Here is a 19227-nt window from a genome sequence, read left to right as displayed (position 1 = left end):
ATGTTTACGAAAGAAAAACTAATTTTTGAATTACCCAAAGTGGACTACGATCTGTACTTTACCAAGGACTCAATCCTCTTTTTGGCAATCATCGTATCGATACTTCTTTCGATATGTATGTGTCTATGGGGACACAGAAGCTTTAAGGTGATTGCTTCTTTCCTTATAGGAACGGGATTGATGGCCGGTGGAATGATTGTTTTGGAACCTCTTATTCCAAGTCCGACAGTTAAACTGTTCTTGCTTGTGCTTTTCGTCTTTTTGGTAATGAGCTTATTCTTGGGCTTGTTATCTCTTATTGAAAAGAAGAGACGCGAAAAGAGCGAGGACAAATCAGGAATGAAGCGGATTATCCGCGCGATTGCACCAATTGTAGGAGCAGGAGTTATGTTTGGCGTTATATACACGGGTGTATACAGCGACATAATCGTGGATGCTTGCATCGCTGCAGTATTTGCAGTATTGGGCTACATTATCCAGATGTGCTCAAAAGGCGATGATATTCAGTTCCGCACCTATGATGATATATATTACGGGAGGTGAATATGCTTGATGTAAGTAGAAAAGAACTAAAGTATATCATTGGAACAGATGAGATATACATTTATAAGAGCAAGCTTGAGAAGATCATGGACGCCGATCCGCATAATAGGGACGGTGGTGGTTATACAATAAGATCACTTTACTTTGACACATTCCATGATAACGATTATATGGAGAAGCTGGACGGACTCGATAAGAGACAGAAGATCAGAATGAGGATCTACGACGGCCAGACCAATATCATTAAGCTTGAGCTTAAAGCTAAAGAGGGCGATTTCCAGAGAAAAAGATCGCTCAGCCTTAGTCTTGAAGAGGCGGAGAGTATGATAGATGGGGACTATACTTTCCTGCTTGAGAGGCCTGAACATCTGGCCCACGGACTGTACACCTTTATGCATACGAAGGGATATATTCCAAAATGTATCGTTGAGTATGACAGAATGGCATTTATGAATGAATTCAATGATATAAGAATAACGTTCGATATGAATCTGAGAGCGCTTGAAGATCCTTCACAGTTCTTCAAAGATGACATTGAATCATACAGGGTTGCAGATCCTTCAGAAACAACAATGGAAGTTAAGTATAACGGTTTCTTGTTCTCATATATCAAGCAGACACTTGATATTGTAGACAAACCGAGAGTATCAAACAGTAAATATGGTCGTTCAAGATCATTTGCTAAATAAAAGGAAAAAACGAGAAAGAGAAAGAGAGAGTTAAAAAATGAAAGAGTATCTTTACACAGGATTAATGGACAAAGCAGGAAGTTTATCAATCGAGAATGTTATTTTAAACTTTGTAGCAGCATGCATTCTCAGTCTTATGATCTACATCTCATACAGAGTGTCTCATTCGGGAGCTGTTTACAGCCGTAAATTTAATGTATCCCTTGTTATGCTTGCACTTGTAACAACACTTGTTATGAATGTAATTGGTAATAACATTGCGTTGTCACTTGGTATGGTTGGTGCATTGTCAATTGTTCGTTTCAGAACAGCTATCAAGGATCCCAGAGACACAGCGTATATCTTCTGGGCAATTGCCATCGGTATTACTTGTGGTGTATCTGACTATCTTATGGCCGGAATCGGAACATTTATCATCTTTGTATTCCTTGTACTCTTCGGTGTTGTAAGAGATAACGAGAGAATTATGATCGTTATGAAGGCAGAGGCTGACAAGGTAGACGATCTTGACAAGGAAATCGCATCTTTCTTTGCGGGAAAAGCTATCATGAAGCTTCAGAATGTCAACAAAGATAAGAATGTAGCAGAGCTTATCTATGAAATTTCAGAGACAATCCTTAAGAAGCGTGAGAAGGCTAATGGATCATTTGTTCCCAACTTCTCAGCAAAAGTTGGAATCAAGTCAGTTAGTCTTGTAAGACAGGACGAAGAGATCAATCAGTAATCAATAAGAATGAATGGGGCGACCAATGAGAGAGAAATTTCAGTTTAATGAAAAGAAGGTTCTTATTGCCCTTTTCTTTCTTGTAATTGTGGTCATGGGAGTGTTAAGTGCTTTCAGTTCCGGTGAAACATTAACGGAGAAATCAGACGGAACATATACGAAGCTTGCTCCCGACACATCAACTGAAGATCCTATTCGTTATATTGACAGCGAATACAAGGTTAAAGAGGGTTTTCATACAAACCTTCCGATTGTAGTACTTTCAGTTGATAAGGAAATGCCTGCATATAAGAAGTACAGAGAAGGTCAAGAAGTCCTTTCCGGTGAAGATCCCTATGTAACGGGAAATATCAAAGTAATTGACGGCGGAGTAGGAGAGAATACTCTTACAACTCCCGTTTCTTATAACAGTAAGATACGTATCAAGATGAAGGGACATTCATCTATCGGATACGATAAGAAACAATATAAGATCAAGACTGTTTTGGCTGACGGAAAAGAGAACGATTCAGATATCCTTGGAATGGGAATGGGCTCTGAGTGGGTTCTTAACGGAAGTATGGCCGATAAGAGCATGATAAGAAATTATCTTGCTTACAGGATCGCATCTGAGATCGGTGGCAACAATATGGCTCCCGACAGCAGATTTTGCGAAGTCTTGATGGAAAAGAACGGAAAATATACATATCAGGGTGTATATCTTCTTATGGAGACAATTTCAAGAGGAGACGACAGAGTCAAGATTGACAAGTACAATCCCAAGAACGTGTACTCCAGCTATCTTGTAAGAAGAGACAGAAAGACATCAATGGATCCGATGCTTGAGACATACGGAAGATTGTCCGGAAAAGTTATAAGTGAGGTTAAGCCTTACGATAACTGGATCGGTCTTAAGTATCCTTCACAGTCTAAGCTTACGGATGTTACAAAACAGTACATTGAAAAAGATTTTTCCAAGATGGAAAAAGTCGTATATTCTGATGATTACTCAATTTTCAGAACTTACGATCAGTATATCGATACTCAGTCATTTGCGGATTATTTCCTGATAAATGAGTTTTTTGGAAATTACGACGCCGGTAAACATTCAACATACATGTACAAGAACTCGGGTGAAAAACTCAAGATCGGACCTGTATGGGATTATGACCAGGCGATGAATAACAACCCTCTTGTTGAGATGGATCTTGGTGACCTTGCGTTCCAGACACGTGATATCTACGCACAGATATGCAATGATAAGAAATTCATGAAGCATCTGAAGAACAGATTTGCATACCTTCGCCAGAACCAGCTTTCTGAAGAGCATTTATTTGATGTGATCGATGAGACAACAGCGTACCTTAAGTCTGCACAGACAAGAGAATGGTACAGATGGGCTGATGATTACCTTGATCCCACAGAGGACAATCCGGGCAATTATCATCTTGCACCATATGAAAAAGACGGTGTTACTTTATCAAGATTTACGGATGATTATGTAGATGAGATCTATGTTATTAAGAACTTCCTTCAGAAGCACGGTGAAGTAATGCAGGTTGATCTCGGAAAACTTCTTGCGGGTGCGGAGTATGATACATCCGTTGGAGGTATCAGAGAACTTCTCCTTATTGCTGCATTGTTACTGCTCATCATTCCGTCATATCTGATTCAGAGAAAGGGGTAAAGAATGTTATTTTCCAGCATACCATTTTTGGTGTATTTCTTCCCGATAGTATTTCTGGGATATTATTTGCTCTCTTTTTCAAGAATGATGCAGAATGTATGGCTTTTATTTGCGAGTCTTTTATTCTATGCCTGGGGAGAGCCTGTTTATGTTTTTCTTATGATCGGTTCGATACTGTTTAACAGTATAATAGCGATCATTATTGAGAAGGTTGAAGATAATAAAGTAAAAAAAGGACTGCTTATTTTTTCGATAGTCGGAAATATCGCGGTGTTGTTTGTATTCAAATACCTTGGATTCGTTCTTGGAATCGTGAATAGTGCATTTAAGGGACTGGTGCCTGAATTTAAGATTGCACTTCCTATAGGAATTTCGTTCTTCACGTTCCAGGCGCTTTCATACGTTGTTGATGTGTACAGAGGAGTTACAAAGGCAGAAAATCCTTTCTATGTAGGACTTTATGTTGCTTTCTTCCCTCAGCTCATTGCGGGACCTATTGTACAGTACAACACTATTGCGGAGCAGATCAGAGACAGAAAGAGCAGTATTGATAAGATTTCTCTCGGACTGTCACGTTTTGCAGTCGGTGTAGGTAAGAAGATCATCCTTGCCAACAGTTTTGGACAGATTGCAGATAATGTATTTAACTGGTCACGTATCGGTACCGATAAGCTTCCTGTTCCCGCCACACTTGCTTGGCTTGGATCAATTGCTTATTCGTTGCAGCTTTACTATGACTTTTCTGCATATTCCGATATGGCGATTGGACTCGGACTCTGTTTTGGATTTAAGTTCAAAGAGAATTTCAACTATCCGTATATTGCAGGATCAGTTTCAGAGTTCTGGAAGCGTTGGCATATCTCTTTGACAGACTGGTTCAGAGAGTATGTTTATATTCCTCTCGGAGGAAACAGAGTTGCAAACAGAGATACCATGGTTAGAAACCTTGCTATTGTATGGCTTCTTACAGGTATCTGGCACGGTGCAAACTGGACATTTATTATATGGGGAATGTTCTTCTTTGTACTGCAGCTTCTTGAGAGACTTTTGGACTTTGACAACCGAGTACATAATGTTTTCATCAAGCACGCGTATACTTTGCTGATAGTTAATTTCCAGTGGGTAATCTTCAGAGCGGATGATATATATCAGGCAGGACGTTTTTATCTTAATATGTTCGGACTTAACAATAACGGAATATTAAGTTCAACTGCTGTTATGATGCTCAGGGAGTATTATCCTACGTTAATCTTGGGAATACTTTTCTCAACACCTGTTATTCCCATGATGAACAAGTGGTTCCATTCACATGAGGATTCGGCTGTTCATAAGATATACTCAATCGCATATCCGGTTCTTATGTCGGTTATGATCATAATCAGTGTAAGTTATCTGGTTATCGGAAGTTACAATCCGTTTATTTACTTTAACTTTTAAAGGAAGGTGCCGTCATGAAATATTTCGTAAAAAAGAGAATATTTGCGGTAGTTTTCCTGCTGGCTATGTTTGCGTTTAGTGCCGTAAATATTTACACAAATAAAGATACTTTTATAAAAGAAACAGATAAACATTTAAATGAGCCTCAAAAGCTTCCGAAAGAGTATGAAAGCGTTATGCAGGACGGAGTCTATGAGAAGACTAAGTTCGTTGAAGCATACGGTTTAACGCAGAAGCTTTTGGGCAAAGATGAATTTAATAATTTTGAGCTTGTCAAAGATAAAAACGGTTTTCTTTATTACTCGGCATTCTATCGTGATGAAGAAAAAAATATCTTTGAGTGTGCACTCAGAGTTAAGAAATTACAGAATTATGTAGAGAAGTATGGTACAAAGGTGCTCTTTGTCATGGCACCATCCAAGTACCACAGGCAGTATTCTGATTTTAAAACAGGAACACCTGTAAACGACCCTACAGAAGATACCTTAGAGATGATGATATATCTCAACAGACTCGGCGTACCAAATATAAATCTTGGTGAATATATACCAAGTAGTGACATTCCTTATAAAGAGGCGTTCTTTAAGACCGACCACCACTGGACCGTTCCGGCAGCTTTTGAAGGAACAAAGATAGTGGTCAATGAACTTAATGACAGATATGGAGCAAACCTTGATCCTACAGGATATTACCTGTCAGATAAGGCATATAAGAAGCAGAAATTTGAAGGCCATATGCTTGGATCTATGGGTAGAGATGCCGGTATTATTTATTCCGGACTTGAGGATTTTGAAGCATATCTTCCTAATTTCGAAGGTCATTATAAGAGAACCTATATAATGAATGATGAAGAGACATTGGAAGGATCGTATTCGGATACTCTTTTGAATATGGAGGTTCTTAATCCTGATATCGATTATTATGTGGATTCACAGTATTCACTCTATGTCGATCAGGTTACAAACCTTGAAAATATCGAGAATCTCGATAATCCTGACGGCCCCAGTGTGCTTATGATAAGGGATTCATATTTCGGACCTGTTATTCCTTTTATGGCTCCTTTGTGCAGTAAGATCGATGCCATCTGGTCTTTGGAAAAGATGGATGATATTAATGTCGGTGAATATATTAAGAAACAGTATGAAAGCGGGGAAAAATACGATTATCTTATAGTTGAGTATTATCCTCATAACATTGAAGAAGATGCATTCAAATTCTTCCGCGGAGATAACAATTATGAAGATTAAAATTTGCTTTTGGATAAATACATTTTTTTCAGTGCTGTATCTGTTCTGGCGTATATTTTTTACAATTCCGTTCGGAGCAGGCGCACTATCTGTAGTATGCGGTGTTATTCTCCTTGTTTTTGAAGCACTTGGTATGGTGGAAGCTCTTATTCACTTTATGAACATGCACACGGACCACAATTACAAGGTTCCGGATGTTCCTAAGGAGAGATTTCCTCATATAGATGTATATATTTCTACATACAGTGAGGAGCCTGAGCTTTTATACAAGACTATCAACGGCTGTAAAAACATGGATTATCCCGATAAGAGTAAGGTGCATGTTTATCTGTGCGATGATAACAGAAGACCTGAGATGGAAGAGCTTGCCAAGAAAATGGGCGTAAACTATCTCAAGCGTGCCAATAATATTGGAGCAAAGGCAGGTAACCTTAACCATGCTCTTGCAAATTCAACATCACCTTACGTTGTTACATTCGATGCTGACATGATACCTCAGAAGAGGTTCCTTATGCAGCTCGTACCGTATCTTGTTGATGCGGAGATGAAGAACGAAGGAAAGAGTGAGGAAGAAAAGGTAAAGATCGGCTTTATCCAGTCTCCTCAGAACTTTTACAATCCTGACCTGTTCCAGTTCAATCTTTTCTCAGAGAACAGAATTCCGAACGAACAGGACTATTTCTACAAGGATATTCAGGCTGCCAGAACTAAGAGTAACAGTGTTATCTATGGTGGCTCAAATACTATTATTGCTAGGGAAGCTCTTGAGAGCATTGGAGGTTTTTATACAGAGGCTATTACAGAGGACTTTGCTACAGGTATCCTGATCCAGAGAGCAGGCTTTGTCTGCCTTGGAACAAGCGATCCTTTGGCTTCGGGTCTTTCGCCCACAGATATTCCTAACCTCATCCAGCAGCGTATACGTTGGGGACGAGGCGTTATTGCAACCGGAAGAAAGATGCACATTTATACTGCGAAAGATCTTTCTCTTTCTCAAAAATTAAATTATTGGGCATCAATCTGGTATTGGTATTCACCGGTAAAAAGACTTGTGTACATGATATCTCCGATTTTGTACGCGGTTTTCGGATTTACAATATTCAAATGTACCCTGCCGCAGGTTTTGGCATTCTGGCTTCCGATGTACTTGACGTCGAACCTTGCACTTAGCCAGCTCTCAGGGAACGTCCGCTCCAATAAGTGGACGGGCATATATGAGACTATTATGTTCCCTTATATGCTTCTTCCCATAACATTAGAGACTTTCGGAATCACGCTTAAGAAGTTTAAGGTTACGGCGAAGAGCCAGCTCAGCGGTAAGCAGCACTACGAGCTTTACATGATACCGTTCCTGCTTCTTATTGCACTTTCGGTTTATGGTATATTCAGATGTATTGTGGTTATATTTGACAGTTCATCGTTTGGTCCGGGTGTAGTTTTATTCTGGATGATCATGAATCTGTATTATATGATCATGGCTGTTCTGTTCATTGACGGACGTGTTGCGTACAGAAGAACAGAGAGAATACCTCTTGAAGTGCCTTGCACATTCACTGTTGACGGTGAAGACATCCAGGGTACTACGGTTGATATATCTGAAGAAGGACTTTCGGTTCAGCTTGATAAGCCTTACTATATCAATGAAGAGGCTATGGTGCCTGTAAGTCTTAACTGGGAAAACTGCAATACCAATGTTCTTGCAAAGCTTGTTTATGTAAAGAGACACAAGAACACATGGCGTTATGCAATGGAGATCATTGATTACAAGGAAAGCTACAACGATTGGCTCAACCTTGTATTTAACAGAATTCCTCCGCTTCCTTCAGAGATTATCAAGAACAGCGGAAGTTATGACGATATCATGCTTAATACAAAGAAGAGACTTGATCCTCCTACATTCCAGAAGAGAATCTATCCCAGAGTTCTTCTTAACTATGAAGCAACTGTATTGGGAGAAGGAGAGAGCAAGGTTCGTGTAAAGAACTTCAACTATGCATGCGTCAACCTTGCTATTCCTAAGGGACCTAAGAAGATGATGATAAAGCTCTTTGACGATGTTATCTTTGACTGTACATTCCAGTTTAAGAGCCGCGGAGAGAACTGCATCTATACTATCAACAACATGCAGGAGATTATCAATGATAAAGAGAAATATCACAAGTTCCTTGACTTTGTTGTTGAGAACAATGCTATAGCCAGAGGCGAAGCTAAGGCTGAGCAGATTGAAAAAGACAGAATGATAAAAGAATATGAGAAGAAGAGACTTATCGTATTCGATGAGATGAATTACGTATAAGATTACCATCAATTTCACAATTCACCATAACGGGCTGGAGGTTAATTTAAACCTTCAGCCCGTAAATTTTGTCGGAAATCTTTGTTCTGTGGTATATGTCGGCATATTGCGACGGTGTGAGATCTTCTACATAGTTTACCGAGAAGTTCTTTTTTATGCCGTTTTTAAGAAGAATATCGGCGGCTTTGTTGTATGCGATGGCAGCTTCGGCCTCGCTGTTGTATTTGCCGATGACATAGTTGCTTTTTACGTGGATCACGGCTTTGTAGCGGACAAAGCCTTTTTCCGCAAACTGTCTTACACCGCGATATCTGTTGAGAATGATTATATTTTCATATCTAAGGTCTGTCGGATCGTCGTTGGCAAAGCGGTAGTCACGTCCTCTTACCGAATAGCTGTTGATTCCGTACCTTTGAAGGACGGAAAGCTGACTTCCGTAGTCTGCAACAAACAGATGCGAGCCTCTTCTCATTATTTTGTGAGATGAATAGTAGAAGAGATCGTCTATGTCGAATTTTAATTTTTCATCTTTTGAAAGGTAATAAGTGAAATATTTTTTTTCCAAATAGATCGGATTGGCAATATACATCCCTTTATCGCGGTAATTTATTAGCGAAACAAATTTTTCGAAGGGAAGAGTCATGGATGGCTTGTACGATTCGATATCTACAGATAAACGATTTAACACTCGTTTTGCTTCGTGGTAAACTTTGGAAGCGTCCTTCCTGCTTGGGAAAGAGCCAAGTGCGATGTGTTTTCCGCAATATGTTATGGAAGCCCTGAAGGAAGGAGTTCCATCTTTTAAAGTTGTCTCGTAAACACCTATTGAATTATTTTTTTTCACACAATCCCCCGGTTTGTATGTTATAATTTTAACTTAAGGGCTCTATTTTTTTGTCCTTAAATCATTTATTTTTAAATATTGTATCAACAAAAGAGGAGTAAAAGCAATGGCAAAGGAAGTTTTGTACAGTAGCACCAGAGGAGCACAGGGTAATATTAAGGCTTCAGAAGCAATTCTCAGAGGACTCGCACCGGACGGAGGTTTGTATGTCCCTGATCATATACCGCATCTTGAAAAGACTTTAAGAGAGATTGCACAGCTCGATTATCAGGGTACTGCATATGAGGTAATGAGACTTCTTCTTACCGATTATACAGAGGAAGAGCTTAAGTATTGCATTTCACATGCATATGATTCAAAGTTCGATACAAAAGAAATAGCTCCGATTTCAGAGGCAGACGGTGCTTTCTATCTTGAACTGTACCACGGCGCAACTATTGCTTTTAAGGATATGGCACTTTCAATCCTTCCATATCTCATGACTACGGCAGCAAAGAAGAATAACGCAAAGAACGAGATCGTTATCCTTACTGCAACAAGCGGAGATACGGGAAAGGCTGCTCTTGCAGGATTTGCGGATGTTCCGGGCACAAGGATCATAGTTTTTTATCCTAAGCACGGCGTAAGCCCCATCCAGGAACAGCAGATGGTAACACAGAAGGGTGACAACACATGTGTTATCGGTATCGAAGGAAACTTCGACGATGCTCAGACAGGAGTAAAGAAGCTCTTTACAGATGAAAAGCTTGCAAAAGAGATGGATGAGAAGGGATTCCAGTTCTCATCTGCAAACTCCATCAATATTGGACGTTTGGTTCCCCAGATCGTATATTACGTATACTCTTATGCAAAACTTTTGAAAGAGGGAAGGATTGCAGACGGCGATCCTATCAATGTAGTTGTACCTACAGGTAACTTCGGTAATATTCTTGCCGCATACTACGCTAAGAACATGGGTGTGCCCATCGGAAAGCTTATCTGCGCATCAAATTCAAACAAGGTGCTTTTCGACTTCTTTAAAACGGGAGAATATGACAGAAATCGTGAATTTGTGCTTACAGCTTCACCTTCAATGGATATTCTTATTTCTTCAAACCTTGAGAGACTCATTTATCATATTTCCGGCGATAATGCCGCAGCTGATGCTGAGTACATGGGCAAGCTCTCTAAGGACGGAAAGTATGAGATAACAGATGATATGAGATCAAAGCTTGTTGACTTCTTTGGCGGATATGCGTCAGAGCAGGAGACATTTGACACTATCAGAATGATATTCGACAAGACAGGTTATCTTATGGATACACATACAGCTGTAGCCAGTGCGGTATACAGCAAATATATAGAAGAGACGGGCGATAAGACACCTACAGTAATAGCATCAACCGCAAGTCCCTTCAAATTCACAAGAAGCGTAATGAACGCTCTTGGCAAAGGGGATGATTCCAAGGGAGATTTCGAACTTGCAGACGAACTCTCCGAGGTTTCAAAGGTTAAGATCCCCGAGGCGGTATCTTCAATCAGAACCGCTGAGATAAGACACAAGAAAGTTGTGGATAAGACTGAGATGGAAGGTGCAGTAAAAGAATTCCTCGGTCTTTGATTCAAACATTTTATATAAAAATGCTTAAACGGAGGTGCGGATGGAAAACGGAAAGAATATTTACTCTGAAAACACACCTGAGATAGTTGAGCTTGCCAAACTGTCAGAAGCTGCTGATCAGATAGAAAATGAGCTTTTTGTCAAGTATGACGTAAAAAGAGGACTTAGAGATTTAAACGGAAAAGGCGTACTTACAGGCCTTACACGTATTTCAGAAATTGTTGCAAAGGAAGAAAGAGACGGACAGAGCATTCCAAAGGACGGTGAACTGTACTTTAGAGGATATGATGTAAAACAACTCATAAAGGCTGCATCGGATGACAACAGATTTGCTTTTGAGGAATGTGCTTACCTGCTTCTTTTTGATAAGCTTCCGAATAAAGAAGAACTTGGTGATTTTAACAGACTTCTTGGATTTTACAGAAGTCTTCCCACAAGTTTTGTAAGAGATATAATCATGAAGGCGCCTAGCAGGGATATGATGAATACACTTGCAAGAAGTGTCCTTACACTTTATTCTTACGATGATCTTGCGGATGATACATCACTTCCGAATGTACTGAGGCAGAGCCTTCAGCTTATAAGTTTGTTCCCGCTTTTATCAATATACGGGTATCAGGCTTACAATCATTATCACGAGGGGAATACGCTTTTTATTCATCCTCCTCTTGAGGAACTGTCTACAGCGGAGACAATCTTATACTTATTAAGACCTGACTGTAAGTACACAGAGCTTGAGGCAAAACTTCTTGATATCTGCCTTGTGCTTCATATGGAACACGGCGGCGGTAACAATTCATCTTTTACAACACACGTAGTAAGCTCAAGTATGACCGATACATATTCGGTTATCGCAGCTGCAATCGGTTCACTTAAGGGACCCAGACACGGTGGTGCCAACATCAAGGTTGTGCACATGTTTGATGATATTGAAGCCAATGTAAAGAATTGGGAAGATGAGGAAGAGGTTGCCACATACCTTAAGAAGATTCTTAATAAGGAGGCCTTTGATAAGGCGGGACTTATTTACGGTATCGGACATGCCATTTATTCCAAGTCAGACCCGAGAGCTATGGTATTAAAGAGCTTTGTTGAGAAACTTGCGATAGAAAAAGGCCGTGAGGATGAGCTCAAATTGTATGAGCTTGTTGAGAAGCTTGCTCCGCAGATCATCAGCGGACAGCGCACTATGTATAAAGGTGTAAGTGCGAATGTTGACTTCTATTCAGGATTTGTGTATCGTATGCTTGGGCTTCCTGAGGAGCTTTATCCTACAATTTTTGCTATGGCGAGAATAGTCGGATGGAGTGCTCACCGAATGGAAGAGCTTGCCAATAACGGCAAGATCATACGTCCTGCATATATGGCAATCGAGCCCAGAAAGGGCTATATGGATATGAAGGACAGGGATTAAGAAAGGGGTTCAATATGGACGAGAAAGAAATAATAAAACTTATTGACCACACTCAGCTTCAGGCAGATGCAACATGGGAAGACATCGTAAGTCTTTGTGACGAGGCAGTAAAGTACAAAACAGCGACGGTCTGCATACCGCCAACATATTTAAAGAGAACGCATGATAAGTACGGTGATAACCTTAAACTCTGTACTGTTATCGGCTTCCCTCTCGGCTACAGCTGCACAGCGGCTAAGGTTGTAGAGGCAAAAGAAGCGATTAAGGACGGAGCAGAGGAAATCGATACCGTTGTTAACGTTAGTGATGTAAAGAATCACAGATATGACGAAGTAAAGAAAGAACTTGAAGAGATCAGAAAGGCTTGCGGAGATAAGCTCCTTAAAGTTATCATCGAGACTTGTTATCTTACAGAAGATGAGAAAAAAGAGCTTTGCAAGATCGTTACTGAGGTAAAGGCTGATTATATCAAGACTTCAACAGGATTTGGCAGCGCAGGTGCAACTCTTGAGGATATCGAGCTCTTTAAGAAGAACATCGGCCCTGATGTTAAGATCAAGGCAGCAGGCGGAATACGCACGATAGAAGATGCTGTGGCATATGCTGAGGCAGGATGCAGCAGAATCGGATCATCTAAGGTTGTTCCTCTTGTAGTTAAGAAGTACGGACTTTAATATTTGAGAAAAAAATTCAATTACTACTCACAGTTCCGGTACAATTGGTGTACCATGGATTGTGAGTAGTAATATTTTAGAGGAAGAATTAATATGGGAACAGAGAATAAAACAATTAAAAACAGACTGGCGCAGCTCAGAAAAGCGATGAAAGAAAACGGAATCGACTATTATATGATTCCTACTTCGGATTTTCATAACTCAGAGTATGCGGCAGATTTTTTCAAGACAAGAGAGTATTTTTGCGGTTTTGACGGATCGAACGGAACACTTGTCGTAAGTGACAAGGAAGCGGGACTCTGGACTGACGGAAGATACTTTATTCAGGCTGAGAACCAGCTTGCGGGTACGGGAGTTACTCTTTACAAGATGGGAGAGGAAGGCGTTCCCACTATCGAGAAATATCTTTCCGATAATGTAAAAAAAGGTGAGGCACTTGGTTTTGACGGAAGAGTAGTCCCTGCTGAAGACGGCGAAGTGCTTGAGTCTATGTTTAAGATTAAAAATGCGGATTTAAAGATTGGTAAGGATCTTGCGGAAGAAGTCTGGACAGACAGGCCGGCGCTTCCCTGCCATGACATGTATGTTTTATCCGATGAACTTTGCGGTAAGTCTTTTAAGCAAAAGCTTGCAGATGTGAGAGCAAAGATGAAAGAGTACGGAACATCGATGCATCTTTTGGCAAAGCTCGATGATATCATGTGGCTTACAAATCTTCGCGGAAATGACGTTGAATGTAATCCTGTAGCGCTTTCTTATGCAATGATAACAAGTGATATGTTTATTCTTTTTGTGCAGAAAGATGAAGTTACAGATGAGGTTCGCGCATATTGCGAGAGTAACGATATTGTTCTTAAAGATTATGCTGAATATGCAGAGTACGTGTCAGAGCTTGTTCTTACAGGAAATATCCTTATCGATAAGAGAAATACCAATTACCTTACATATAGGCTTATTGCCGATAAGGCAAGTGAAGCGGGATATGTCATTGAAGACAGGGAAAACCCTACAGAAATAATGAAAGCTATCAAGAACGAGACTGAGCTTAAGAATATCCGTGAGGTTTATTTAAGAGACAGTGCTAAGCTCACAGAGTTTATCTACTGGGTAAAAGAAAATGTAGGAAAGATCCCTATGACTGAGTACTCCGCTGCGATGAAGCTTGACGGTATGAGAGCGGAGCTTCCGGGATTTATTGAGCTTTCTTTCCCTACGATCAGTGCATATAATGCAAATGCGGCAATGGCGCACTATGAAGCTACTGAAGATAACGCTGCTGAAGTAAAGGCACAGGGAATGCTTCTTGTTGATTCGGGCGGAACATACATGGGCGGAACAACTGATGTTACAAGAACTATCGTAGTCGGAGAGATTTCCGATGAGATAAAGAAGCACTACACAGCGACTGTATCCGGTATGCTTGAACTTGCAAATGCAATATTTAAGGACGGATGCACGGGAAGAAACGTTGATATATATGCGAGAAGACCGCTTTGGGATATTGGAATTGATTATAACCACGGAACGGGACACGGCATAGGATATATGCTTAATGTGCATGAAGGCCCTCACAATATCAGATGGAGGAGTTCGGAGGGCGCTAACAAAGCAGAGCTTAAGCCGGGAATGATAGTATCGGACGAGCCGGGTGTATATATCGAGGGAAGCCATGGAATCCGTATCGAGAACATTGTTGAAGTTGTAAACCGCTCTGAATCTGAGTATGGCAAGTTCTACGGATTCGATCACCTTACTTATGTGCCGATAGATCTTGAAGCGATCGATAAGAAGTACATGAAGCCTGATGCGGTCGAACTTCTCAATAAGTACCACAAAGCAGTGTACGACAGGGTTTCACCGCTTATTGAGGATGAGAAGATTAAGAACTGGCTTAAGGAAGCTACAAGGGAAATCTGACATTTTGTACAGAATATGTGCGATTTATAAATATTAGGTATCTGTGAAATTACTCTTAAATCATGCGTAAACCCTTGAAAAATGCGCATGTATGGATATAATTATATTAGAACTAAAAGAACTACGTAGGTAGTTCTCCTGGGATGTCCGACAACTCCTGTGTAATTTGAACCTACATTACTTTAAACGGGACTCCTACATCGCTGTTATAAATGTCACGCCTTCGGCCCTGCGCATGCGCAGACCAGCTACGGGAGAGGAAGACAGGCATAGCAGTTGCGGTAACCCACCTGGCGTCAGCTAGGAGTCAAATAACAGGAACCGGCATTTTGGGATAAAATTGGGAATAAAAGCAGTCATATCAGCTATGACTGCTTTTTCCATGATGTTTGGCAGAACTTTATTTTATAGACGGGAGAATGAAATGAAGTTAGATAACAAGTGGATTAAAAAGAAGTGGGTTTCTTACACGATAGCTACGTGTTCAGCTGTTGTCTTGTATATGGTATTGGCAAATTTCCCTTCAATTCTCAAGGGAATAAATTCTTTTTTCAGTTTCCTCAGACCTGTAATTCTGGGCATAGTAATAGCATATATATTTAATCCTGTGGCGCTCATGTTTGAAAGAGGCCTGTTTAAGAAAATAAAAAAAGAGAGCAGGAGATGGAAACTCTCTGTCGCATTTACTATATTTTTTATTCTTCTTGCGGTAGTTCTTTTGTTTGTGGCGCTTGTTCCTCAGCTTATCGACAGTGTATCGAAGCTGATCTCAAGTATCGGAGAATATGTCGATCCTTCAAATAATTTTTTGAAAGATCTTGAGAATAATAAAATAGTGCAACTTATTGGTATAGATCTTACGGCTTTGGAGAGCTTTGAGAAGGATATCCTCGGCATTATCGGCGGCTATTTCTCAGAGAATATGGGAAGCTTGGTGAACGGATCACTTAATGCGGGAAGAGGAATGTTCGATCTTGTTCTTGCATTTATTTTCGCAATATATTTTCTTTTGGATAACAGAAGACTTATCAGGGGATTTTCAAAGTTCTTAAGCCTTGCTATGAATGAAAAGACATATAAAAGAACCTGTGATGTCACGGACAGATGTAATACGATCCTTATCAGATATATCAGCTTTGATATTATTGACGGAATCATAGTCGGCTTTGCAAACCTTATCTATATGCTTATAGCGGGACAGCCGTATTCTGTGCTGATTTCCGTTATTGTCGGAGTGACCAATCTTGCGCCGACATTCGGACCTATAGTAGGTGGAGCGATAGGTGCATTTATCCTTGTTTTGGAGAATCCGTGGTATGCGCTTTGGTTTATTGTCTTTACCATCATCCTTCAGACTATTGACGGATACATCTTAAAGCCCAGACTCTTCGGAGAGAGCCTTGGAGTATCACCTCTTATGATACTTGTGGCAATTGTCCTCGGAGGAAGAAAGTTCGGCGTTATCGGAATCGTTCTGGCAATTCCTTTTGCGGCTATAATAGATTTTATCTGGAAAGACTATGTGATAAAAAAACTTGAGGAAAAACATTCACAGAGGTACAATATATAGTAGATAAATGATTTAGATTGTTTCTATTTGGGGGTAATGTAATGATAGAGTTTGTACAAAACGCTATGGATTTTGGAAAGAAGAAGCTTGATAAAGCTATCAAGTTCTGGAACGGACTTGATGAGGACAAGAAGAGACTTTACACGGTGTGTGCTATCGTTGTTGTAAGCTTTGTTGTGGTGGCTTCTATTGCATATAGTTTAGGTAAGAGCCGCAGAGGTAGATTTATCTGATATTGCGTTGCACTTATAAGGAATGCGCTCTTTATGCGCGTTACATTTTTTTAGATTGCTAAAAAGAGCTTGATAAACGGAAAAACGTTCATCAAGCTCTTTTTTTAATGACACTTATCGCTTTTTCGAATATAATGGAAATATACTTTCGAAAGGGGACAGGAGTTATGGTGCAGAAAAAGAAAAGAAACGTAATTGTTGGGCAATCAGGTGGACCTACCGCGGCAATTAATTCTTCACTTGCCGGCGTGTACAGGACCGCAATGGACCGTGGATACAAGAAAGTTTACGGTATGATCCATGGCGTACAGGGTCTCATGGAAGGTCGTTATGTAGATCTTTCGGATCACATTCAATCCGGGCTCGATATCGAGCTTTTGAAAAGAACTCCCTCGGCATATCTTGGTTCTTGCAGATACAAGCTTCCGGAGATTTTTGAAAGTAAAGAGATATACGAGAAGATTTTTGAGATTCTTGTAAAACTTGAGATCGATTGTTTTATCTACATCGGCGGAAATGATTCCATGGATACGATAAAGAAGTTATCCGATTATGCCATTATCACAGGCTCTGATATCAGATTTGTCGGATGCCCCAAGACAATCGACAACGATCTGGCGCTAACCGATCACACACCGGGTTACGGATCGGCAGCTAAGTACATCGGAACGTCCGTAAAAGAGATAATAAGAGACAGCTGGTCTCTTGAGACAAGTCACGGACAGGTTATTATTGTTGAAGTAATGGGAAGAAATGCAGGCTGGCTTACAGGTGCTACAGCGCTTGCTAAGGGCGAAGATTGTGACGGCCCCGATGCCATCTATATGCCTGAGATTCCTTTTGAGATGGATGCATTTCTTAAGAAGATCAAATCTCTTTTGAAAACAAAAGCATCTATAGTTGTTGCCGTATCTGAGGGCATCAGAACCAAGGACGGCAAATATGTCAGCGATCTCGACAACTCCGTTGAGTACGTTGATGCATTCGGACACAAGCAGCTTACTGGTACTGCAAGATATCTTTGCAACGTTGTTTCTACAGAGTGTGGATGCAAGACACGTGCAATCGAGCTTTCAACACTTCAGAGAGCCGCAAGCCACTGTGCATCCAGAGTAGATATTCTTGAAGCGTATGAAGTCGGTGGTGCCGCAATGAAGTCCGCCGATGAGGGCGACAGCGGTAAGATGGTGGTTATCGAGAGGCTTTCCGACGATCCTTATCAGGCAGGAACTGAGGTAAAAGACGTTCATAAGATTGCAAACGATGAGAGGCTTGTACCCAGAGAATGGATCAGTAAAGACGGAACTTATGTAACGAACGAGTTTATTACATATGTAAGACCTCTGATCCAGGGAGATGTAGGCCCTATCATGGTTGACGGTATTCCGAGACATCTATACAGGCCGGGATTCCAGGATATATTATGATAAAAACGGCTAAAATTAAGCATTTTTTTGTGAAAAATCTTGATTTTTCCGCATTTTTCCGCTTTTTTTTGTTGTTATGCGCTTGAAATGGTGGTAAAATGGGCAATGTAGTAAAATAAATTTCTTTTTGGAGGGAAATTACATGAACAAGACAGAACTTATCGATGCAATCGCTAAGGAAGCAGGACTTTCAAAGAAGGATGCTGCCGCAGCACTCAACGCTTTCACAGAGACAGTTACTAAGGAGCTCAAGAAAAAAGGAAAGGTTCAGCTTGTTGGTTTCGGAACATTCGAGACAACAAAGAGAGCTGCTAGAACAGGTAAGAATCCTCAGACTGGCGAAGCTATCAAGATTCCTGCATCTATAGCACCTAAGTTCAAAGCTGGTAAGGCTCTTAAGGATCTTGTAAACAAGAAGTAATTTTATGCTATAAAAAGGCTGTGCCGTATGGTACAGTCTTTTTTTATATCATAGGAAATTGCTTTCCTATGATATAAAAAACGCTCCGCTATGGATGCGCACCTCGCGGAGATGAAAATTATTGCTTTGCAATACCGCTCGGGCGCGAAGAGTCGCAAGCGACTCTTTATTCTTTAATAGGAAATTGCGCCTTAGAGGCGCAACCTTGAATTAAAGGCTCGGGCAAGACCGAGCCATGCAAAGCGGAGGTATACTGAATAACTAGTTATCAGTCTACCTCATCATAGAAATCATCATCTTCGTGCATGAAGTAATCCATATCAAGGATATCTCCATCGTTCATGTTACGGATTTCTTCCGCCGACATGCCTTCTGGCGGATCCTGGATGTATTTCTCTCTAAGCTTTGCAGCGAGTTTTTTTTCTGTCATGGCTTTTCCTCCTGTAGCATGATTTTAGCATGCTATATCGGGCATTAAAACATGACTTGAAACACAACAGCCATCTTGTCCGGGAGCTCGGCATT

The 19227-nt window shown here is 40.5% G+C and carries 17 protein-coding genes and 1 other RNA gene; 16 read left to right on the top strand and 2 right to left on the bottom strand.

The annotated features are described in order from the left end of the window. Genes BM398_RS11310 through BM398_RS11280 form a run of 7 tightly spaced genes read left to right on the top strand, consistent with a single transcriptional unit; the run spans position 1 to position 8602 of the window. Complete coding sequence (locus BM398_RS11310) at positions 1–543, top strand: hypothetical protein (RefSeq protein WP_092337766.1); 543 nt, start codon at positions 1–3, stop codon at positions 541–543. A gap of 2 nt (positions 544–545) precedes the next feature. Beyond that, positions 546–1232 (top strand): polyphosphate polymerase domain-containing protein, encoded by a 687-nt coding sequence (locus BM398_RS11305; protein WP_092337765.1) that lies wholly within the window; start codon positions 546–548, stop codon positions 1230–1232. Positions 1233–1269: 37 nt separating this feature from the next. Next, on the top strand, positions 1270–1956 hold the full coding sequence (locus BM398_RS11300; protein ID WP_092337764.1) for a DUF4956 domain-containing protein: 687 nt from the start codon (positions 1270–1272) through the stop codon (positions 1954–1956). A 25-nt stretch (positions 1957–1981) separates the two neighbouring features. After that, positions 1982–3622: a CotH kinase family protein gene (locus BM398_RS11295; RefSeq protein ID WP_175531922.1), complete on the top strand. Its 1641-nt coding sequence runs from the start codon at positions 1982–1984 to the stop codon at positions 3620–3622. Positions 3623–3625: 3 nt separating this feature from the next. Further along, complete coding sequence (locus BM398_RS11290) at positions 3626–5059, top strand: MBOAT family O-acyltransferase (RefSeq protein ID WP_092337762.1); 1434 nt, start codon at positions 3626–3628, stop codon at positions 5057–5059. Positions 5060–5073: 14 nt separating this feature from the next. After that, positions 5074–6306 carry an alginate O-acetyltransferase AlgX-related protein gene (locus BM398_RS11285; RefSeq protein ID WP_092337761.1) on the top strand — a complete coding sequence of 411 codons (1233 nt, stop codon included), beginning with the start codon at positions 5074–5076 and terminating at the stop codon, positions 6304–6306. After that, positions 6296–8602 (top strand): glycosyltransferase, encoded by a 2307-nt coding sequence (locus BM398_RS11280; RefSeq protein WP_175531921.1) that lies wholly within the window; start codon positions 6296–6298, stop codon positions 8600–8602. The genes BM398_RS11285 and BM398_RS11280 overlap by 11 nt, the downstream gene beginning before the upstream one ends. A gap of 46 nt (positions 8603–8648) precedes the next feature. On the opposite strand, the gene BM398_RS11275 is transcribed toward BM398_RS11280, so the two are convergent. Then, positions 8649–9446, bottom strand: a complete 798-nt coding sequence (locus BM398_RS11275; protein WP_092337759.1) for an AP2/ERF family transcription factor — start codon at positions 9444–9446, stop codon at positions 8649–8651. A gap of 106 nt (positions 9447–9552) precedes the next feature. On the opposite strand from BM398_RS11275, the gene thrC reads away from it, so the two are divergent. From thrC to BM398_RS11230, 9 genes are all read left to right on the top strand, one after another. Continuing rightward, positions 9553–11046: a threonine synthase gene (gene thrC, locus BM398_RS11270; protein WP_092337758.1), complete on the top strand. Its 1494-nt coding sequence runs from the start codon at positions 9553–9555 to the stop codon at positions 11044–11046. A gap of 40 nt (positions 11047–11086) precedes the next feature. Continuing rightward, positions 11087–12460, top strand: coding sequence for a citrate/2-methylcitrate synthase (locus BM398_RS11265; RefSeq protein ID WP_092337757.1), 1374 nt, complete (start codon positions 11087–11089; stop codon positions 12458–12460). Between the two features lie 14 nt (positions 12461–12474). Next, positions 12475–13134, top strand: coding sequence for a deoxyribose-phosphate aldolase (gene deoC / locus BM398_RS11260; RefSeq protein WP_026666969.1), 660 nt, complete (start codon positions 12475–12477; stop codon positions 13132–13134). Between the two features lie 93 nt (positions 13135–13227). Continuing rightward, positions 13228–15051, top strand: a complete 1824-nt coding sequence (locus BM398_RS11255) for an aminopeptidase P family protein (RefSeq protein ID WP_092337756.1) — start codon at positions 13228–13230, stop codon at positions 15049–15051. A gap of 132 nt (positions 15052–15183) precedes the next feature. Further along, a non-coding RNA gene (ssrS, locus tag BM398_RS11250) (6S RNA) lies at positions 15184–15391 on the top strand. A gap of 84 nt (positions 15392–15475) precedes the next feature. Further along, a complete protein-coding gene (locus BM398_RS11245) occupies positions 15476–16621 on the top strand; it encodes an AI-2E family transporter (RefSeq protein ID WP_092337755.1) in 1146 nt (381 codons plus the stop codon). Positions 16622–16662: 41 nt separating this feature from the next. Beyond that, positions 16663–16854, top strand: coding sequence for a hypothetical protein (locus BM398_RS11240; protein ID WP_026654403.1), 192 nt, complete (start codon positions 16663–16665; stop codon positions 16852–16854). A 167-nt stretch (positions 16855–17021) separates the two neighbouring features. Beyond that, positions 17022–18281, top strand: a complete 1260-nt coding sequence (locus tag BM398_RS11235) for a 6-phosphofructokinase (protein WP_092337754.1) — start codon at positions 17022–17024, stop codon at positions 18279–18281. A 142-nt stretch (positions 18282–18423) separates the two neighbouring features. After that, entirely contained in the window at positions 18424–18702 is a 279-nt protein-coding gene (locus BM398_RS11230) for an HU family DNA-binding protein (protein WP_026513150.1), read from the top strand. Between the two features lie 268 nt (positions 18703–18970). Here the strand turns inward: BM398_RS11230 and BM398_RS17160 are convergent, their stop codons facing one another. Beyond that, positions 18971–19132 carry a hypothetical protein gene (locus BM398_RS17160; RefSeq protein ID WP_175531920.1) on the bottom strand — a complete coding sequence of 54 codons (162 nt, stop codon included), beginning with the start codon at positions 19130–19132 and terminating at the stop codon, positions 18971–18973. Between the last annotated feature and the right edge of the window lie 95 nt (positions 19133–19227).

Source organism: Butyrivibrio sp. M55, assembly GCF_900116865.1.
Lineage (GTDB): Bacteria > Bacillota > Clostridia > Lachnospirales > Lachnospiraceae > Butyrivibrio.
This window is presented reverse-complemented; position numbering and strand designations above follow the sequence as displayed.

Excerpts from the sequence above, each read along its gene's own strand:
- BM398_RS11310 (WP_092337766.1), top strand. The coding sequence starts at position 1 with ATGTTTACGAAAGAAAAACTAATTTTTGAATTACCCAAAGTGGACTAC.
- BM398_RS11305 (WP_092337765.1), top strand. The coding sequence starts at position 546 with ATGCTTGATGTAAGTAGAAAAGAACTAAAGTATATCATTGGAACAGAT.
- BM398_RS11300 (WP_092337764.1), top strand. The coding sequence starts at position 1,270 with ATGAAAGAGTATCTTTACACAGGATTAATGGACAAAGCAGGAAGTTTA.
- BM398_RS11295 (WP_175531922.1), top strand. The coding sequence starts at position 1,982 with ATGAGAGAGAAATTTCAGTTTAATGAAAAGAAGGTTCTTATTGCCCTT.
- BM398_RS11290 (WP_092337762.1), top strand. The coding sequence starts at position 3,626 with ATGTTATTTTCCAGCATACCATTTTTGGTGTATTTCTTCCCGATAGTA.
- BM398_RS11285 (WP_092337761.1), top strand. The coding sequence starts at position 5,074 with ATGAAATATTTCGTAAAAAAGAGAATATTTGCGGTAGTTTTCCTGCTG.
- BM398_RS11280 (WP_175531921.1), top strand. The coding sequence starts at position 6,296 with ATGAAGATTAAAATTTGCTTTTGGATAAATACATTTTTTTCAGTGCTG.
- thrC (WP_092337758.1), top strand. The coding sequence starts at position 9,553 with ATGGCAAAGGAAGTTTTGTACAGTAGCACCAGAGGAGCACAGGGTAAT.
- BM398_RS11265 (WP_092337757.1), top strand. The coding sequence starts at position 11,087 with ATGGAAAACGGAAAGAATATTTACTCTGAAAACACACCTGAGATAGTT.
- deoC (WP_026666969.1), top strand. The coding sequence starts at position 12,475 with ATGGACGAGAAAGAAATAATAAAACTTATTGACCACACTCAGCTTCAG.
- BM398_RS11255 (WP_092337756.1), top strand. The coding sequence starts at position 13,228 with ATGGGAACAGAGAATAAAACAATTAAAAACAGACTGGCGCAGCTCAGA.
- BM398_RS11245 (WP_092337755.1), top strand. The coding sequence starts at position 15,476 with ATGAAGTTAGATAACAAGTGGATTAAAAAGAAGTGGGTTTCTTACACG.
- BM398_RS11240 (WP_026654403.1), top strand. The coding sequence starts at position 16,663 with ATGATAGAGTTTGTACAAAACGCTATGGATTTTGGAAAGAAGAAGCTT.
- BM398_RS11235 (WP_092337754.1), top strand. The coding sequence starts at position 17,022 with ATGGTGCAGAAAAAGAAAAGAAACGTAATTGTTGGGCAATCAGGTGGA.
- BM398_RS11230 (WP_026513150.1), top strand. The coding sequence starts at position 18,424 with ATGAACAAGACAGAACTTATCGATGCAATCGCTAAGGAAGCAGGACTT.
- BM398_RS17160 (WP_175531920.1), bottom strand. The coding sequence starts at position 19,132 with ATGACAGAAAAAAAACTCGCTGCAAAGCTTAGAGAGAAATACATCCAG.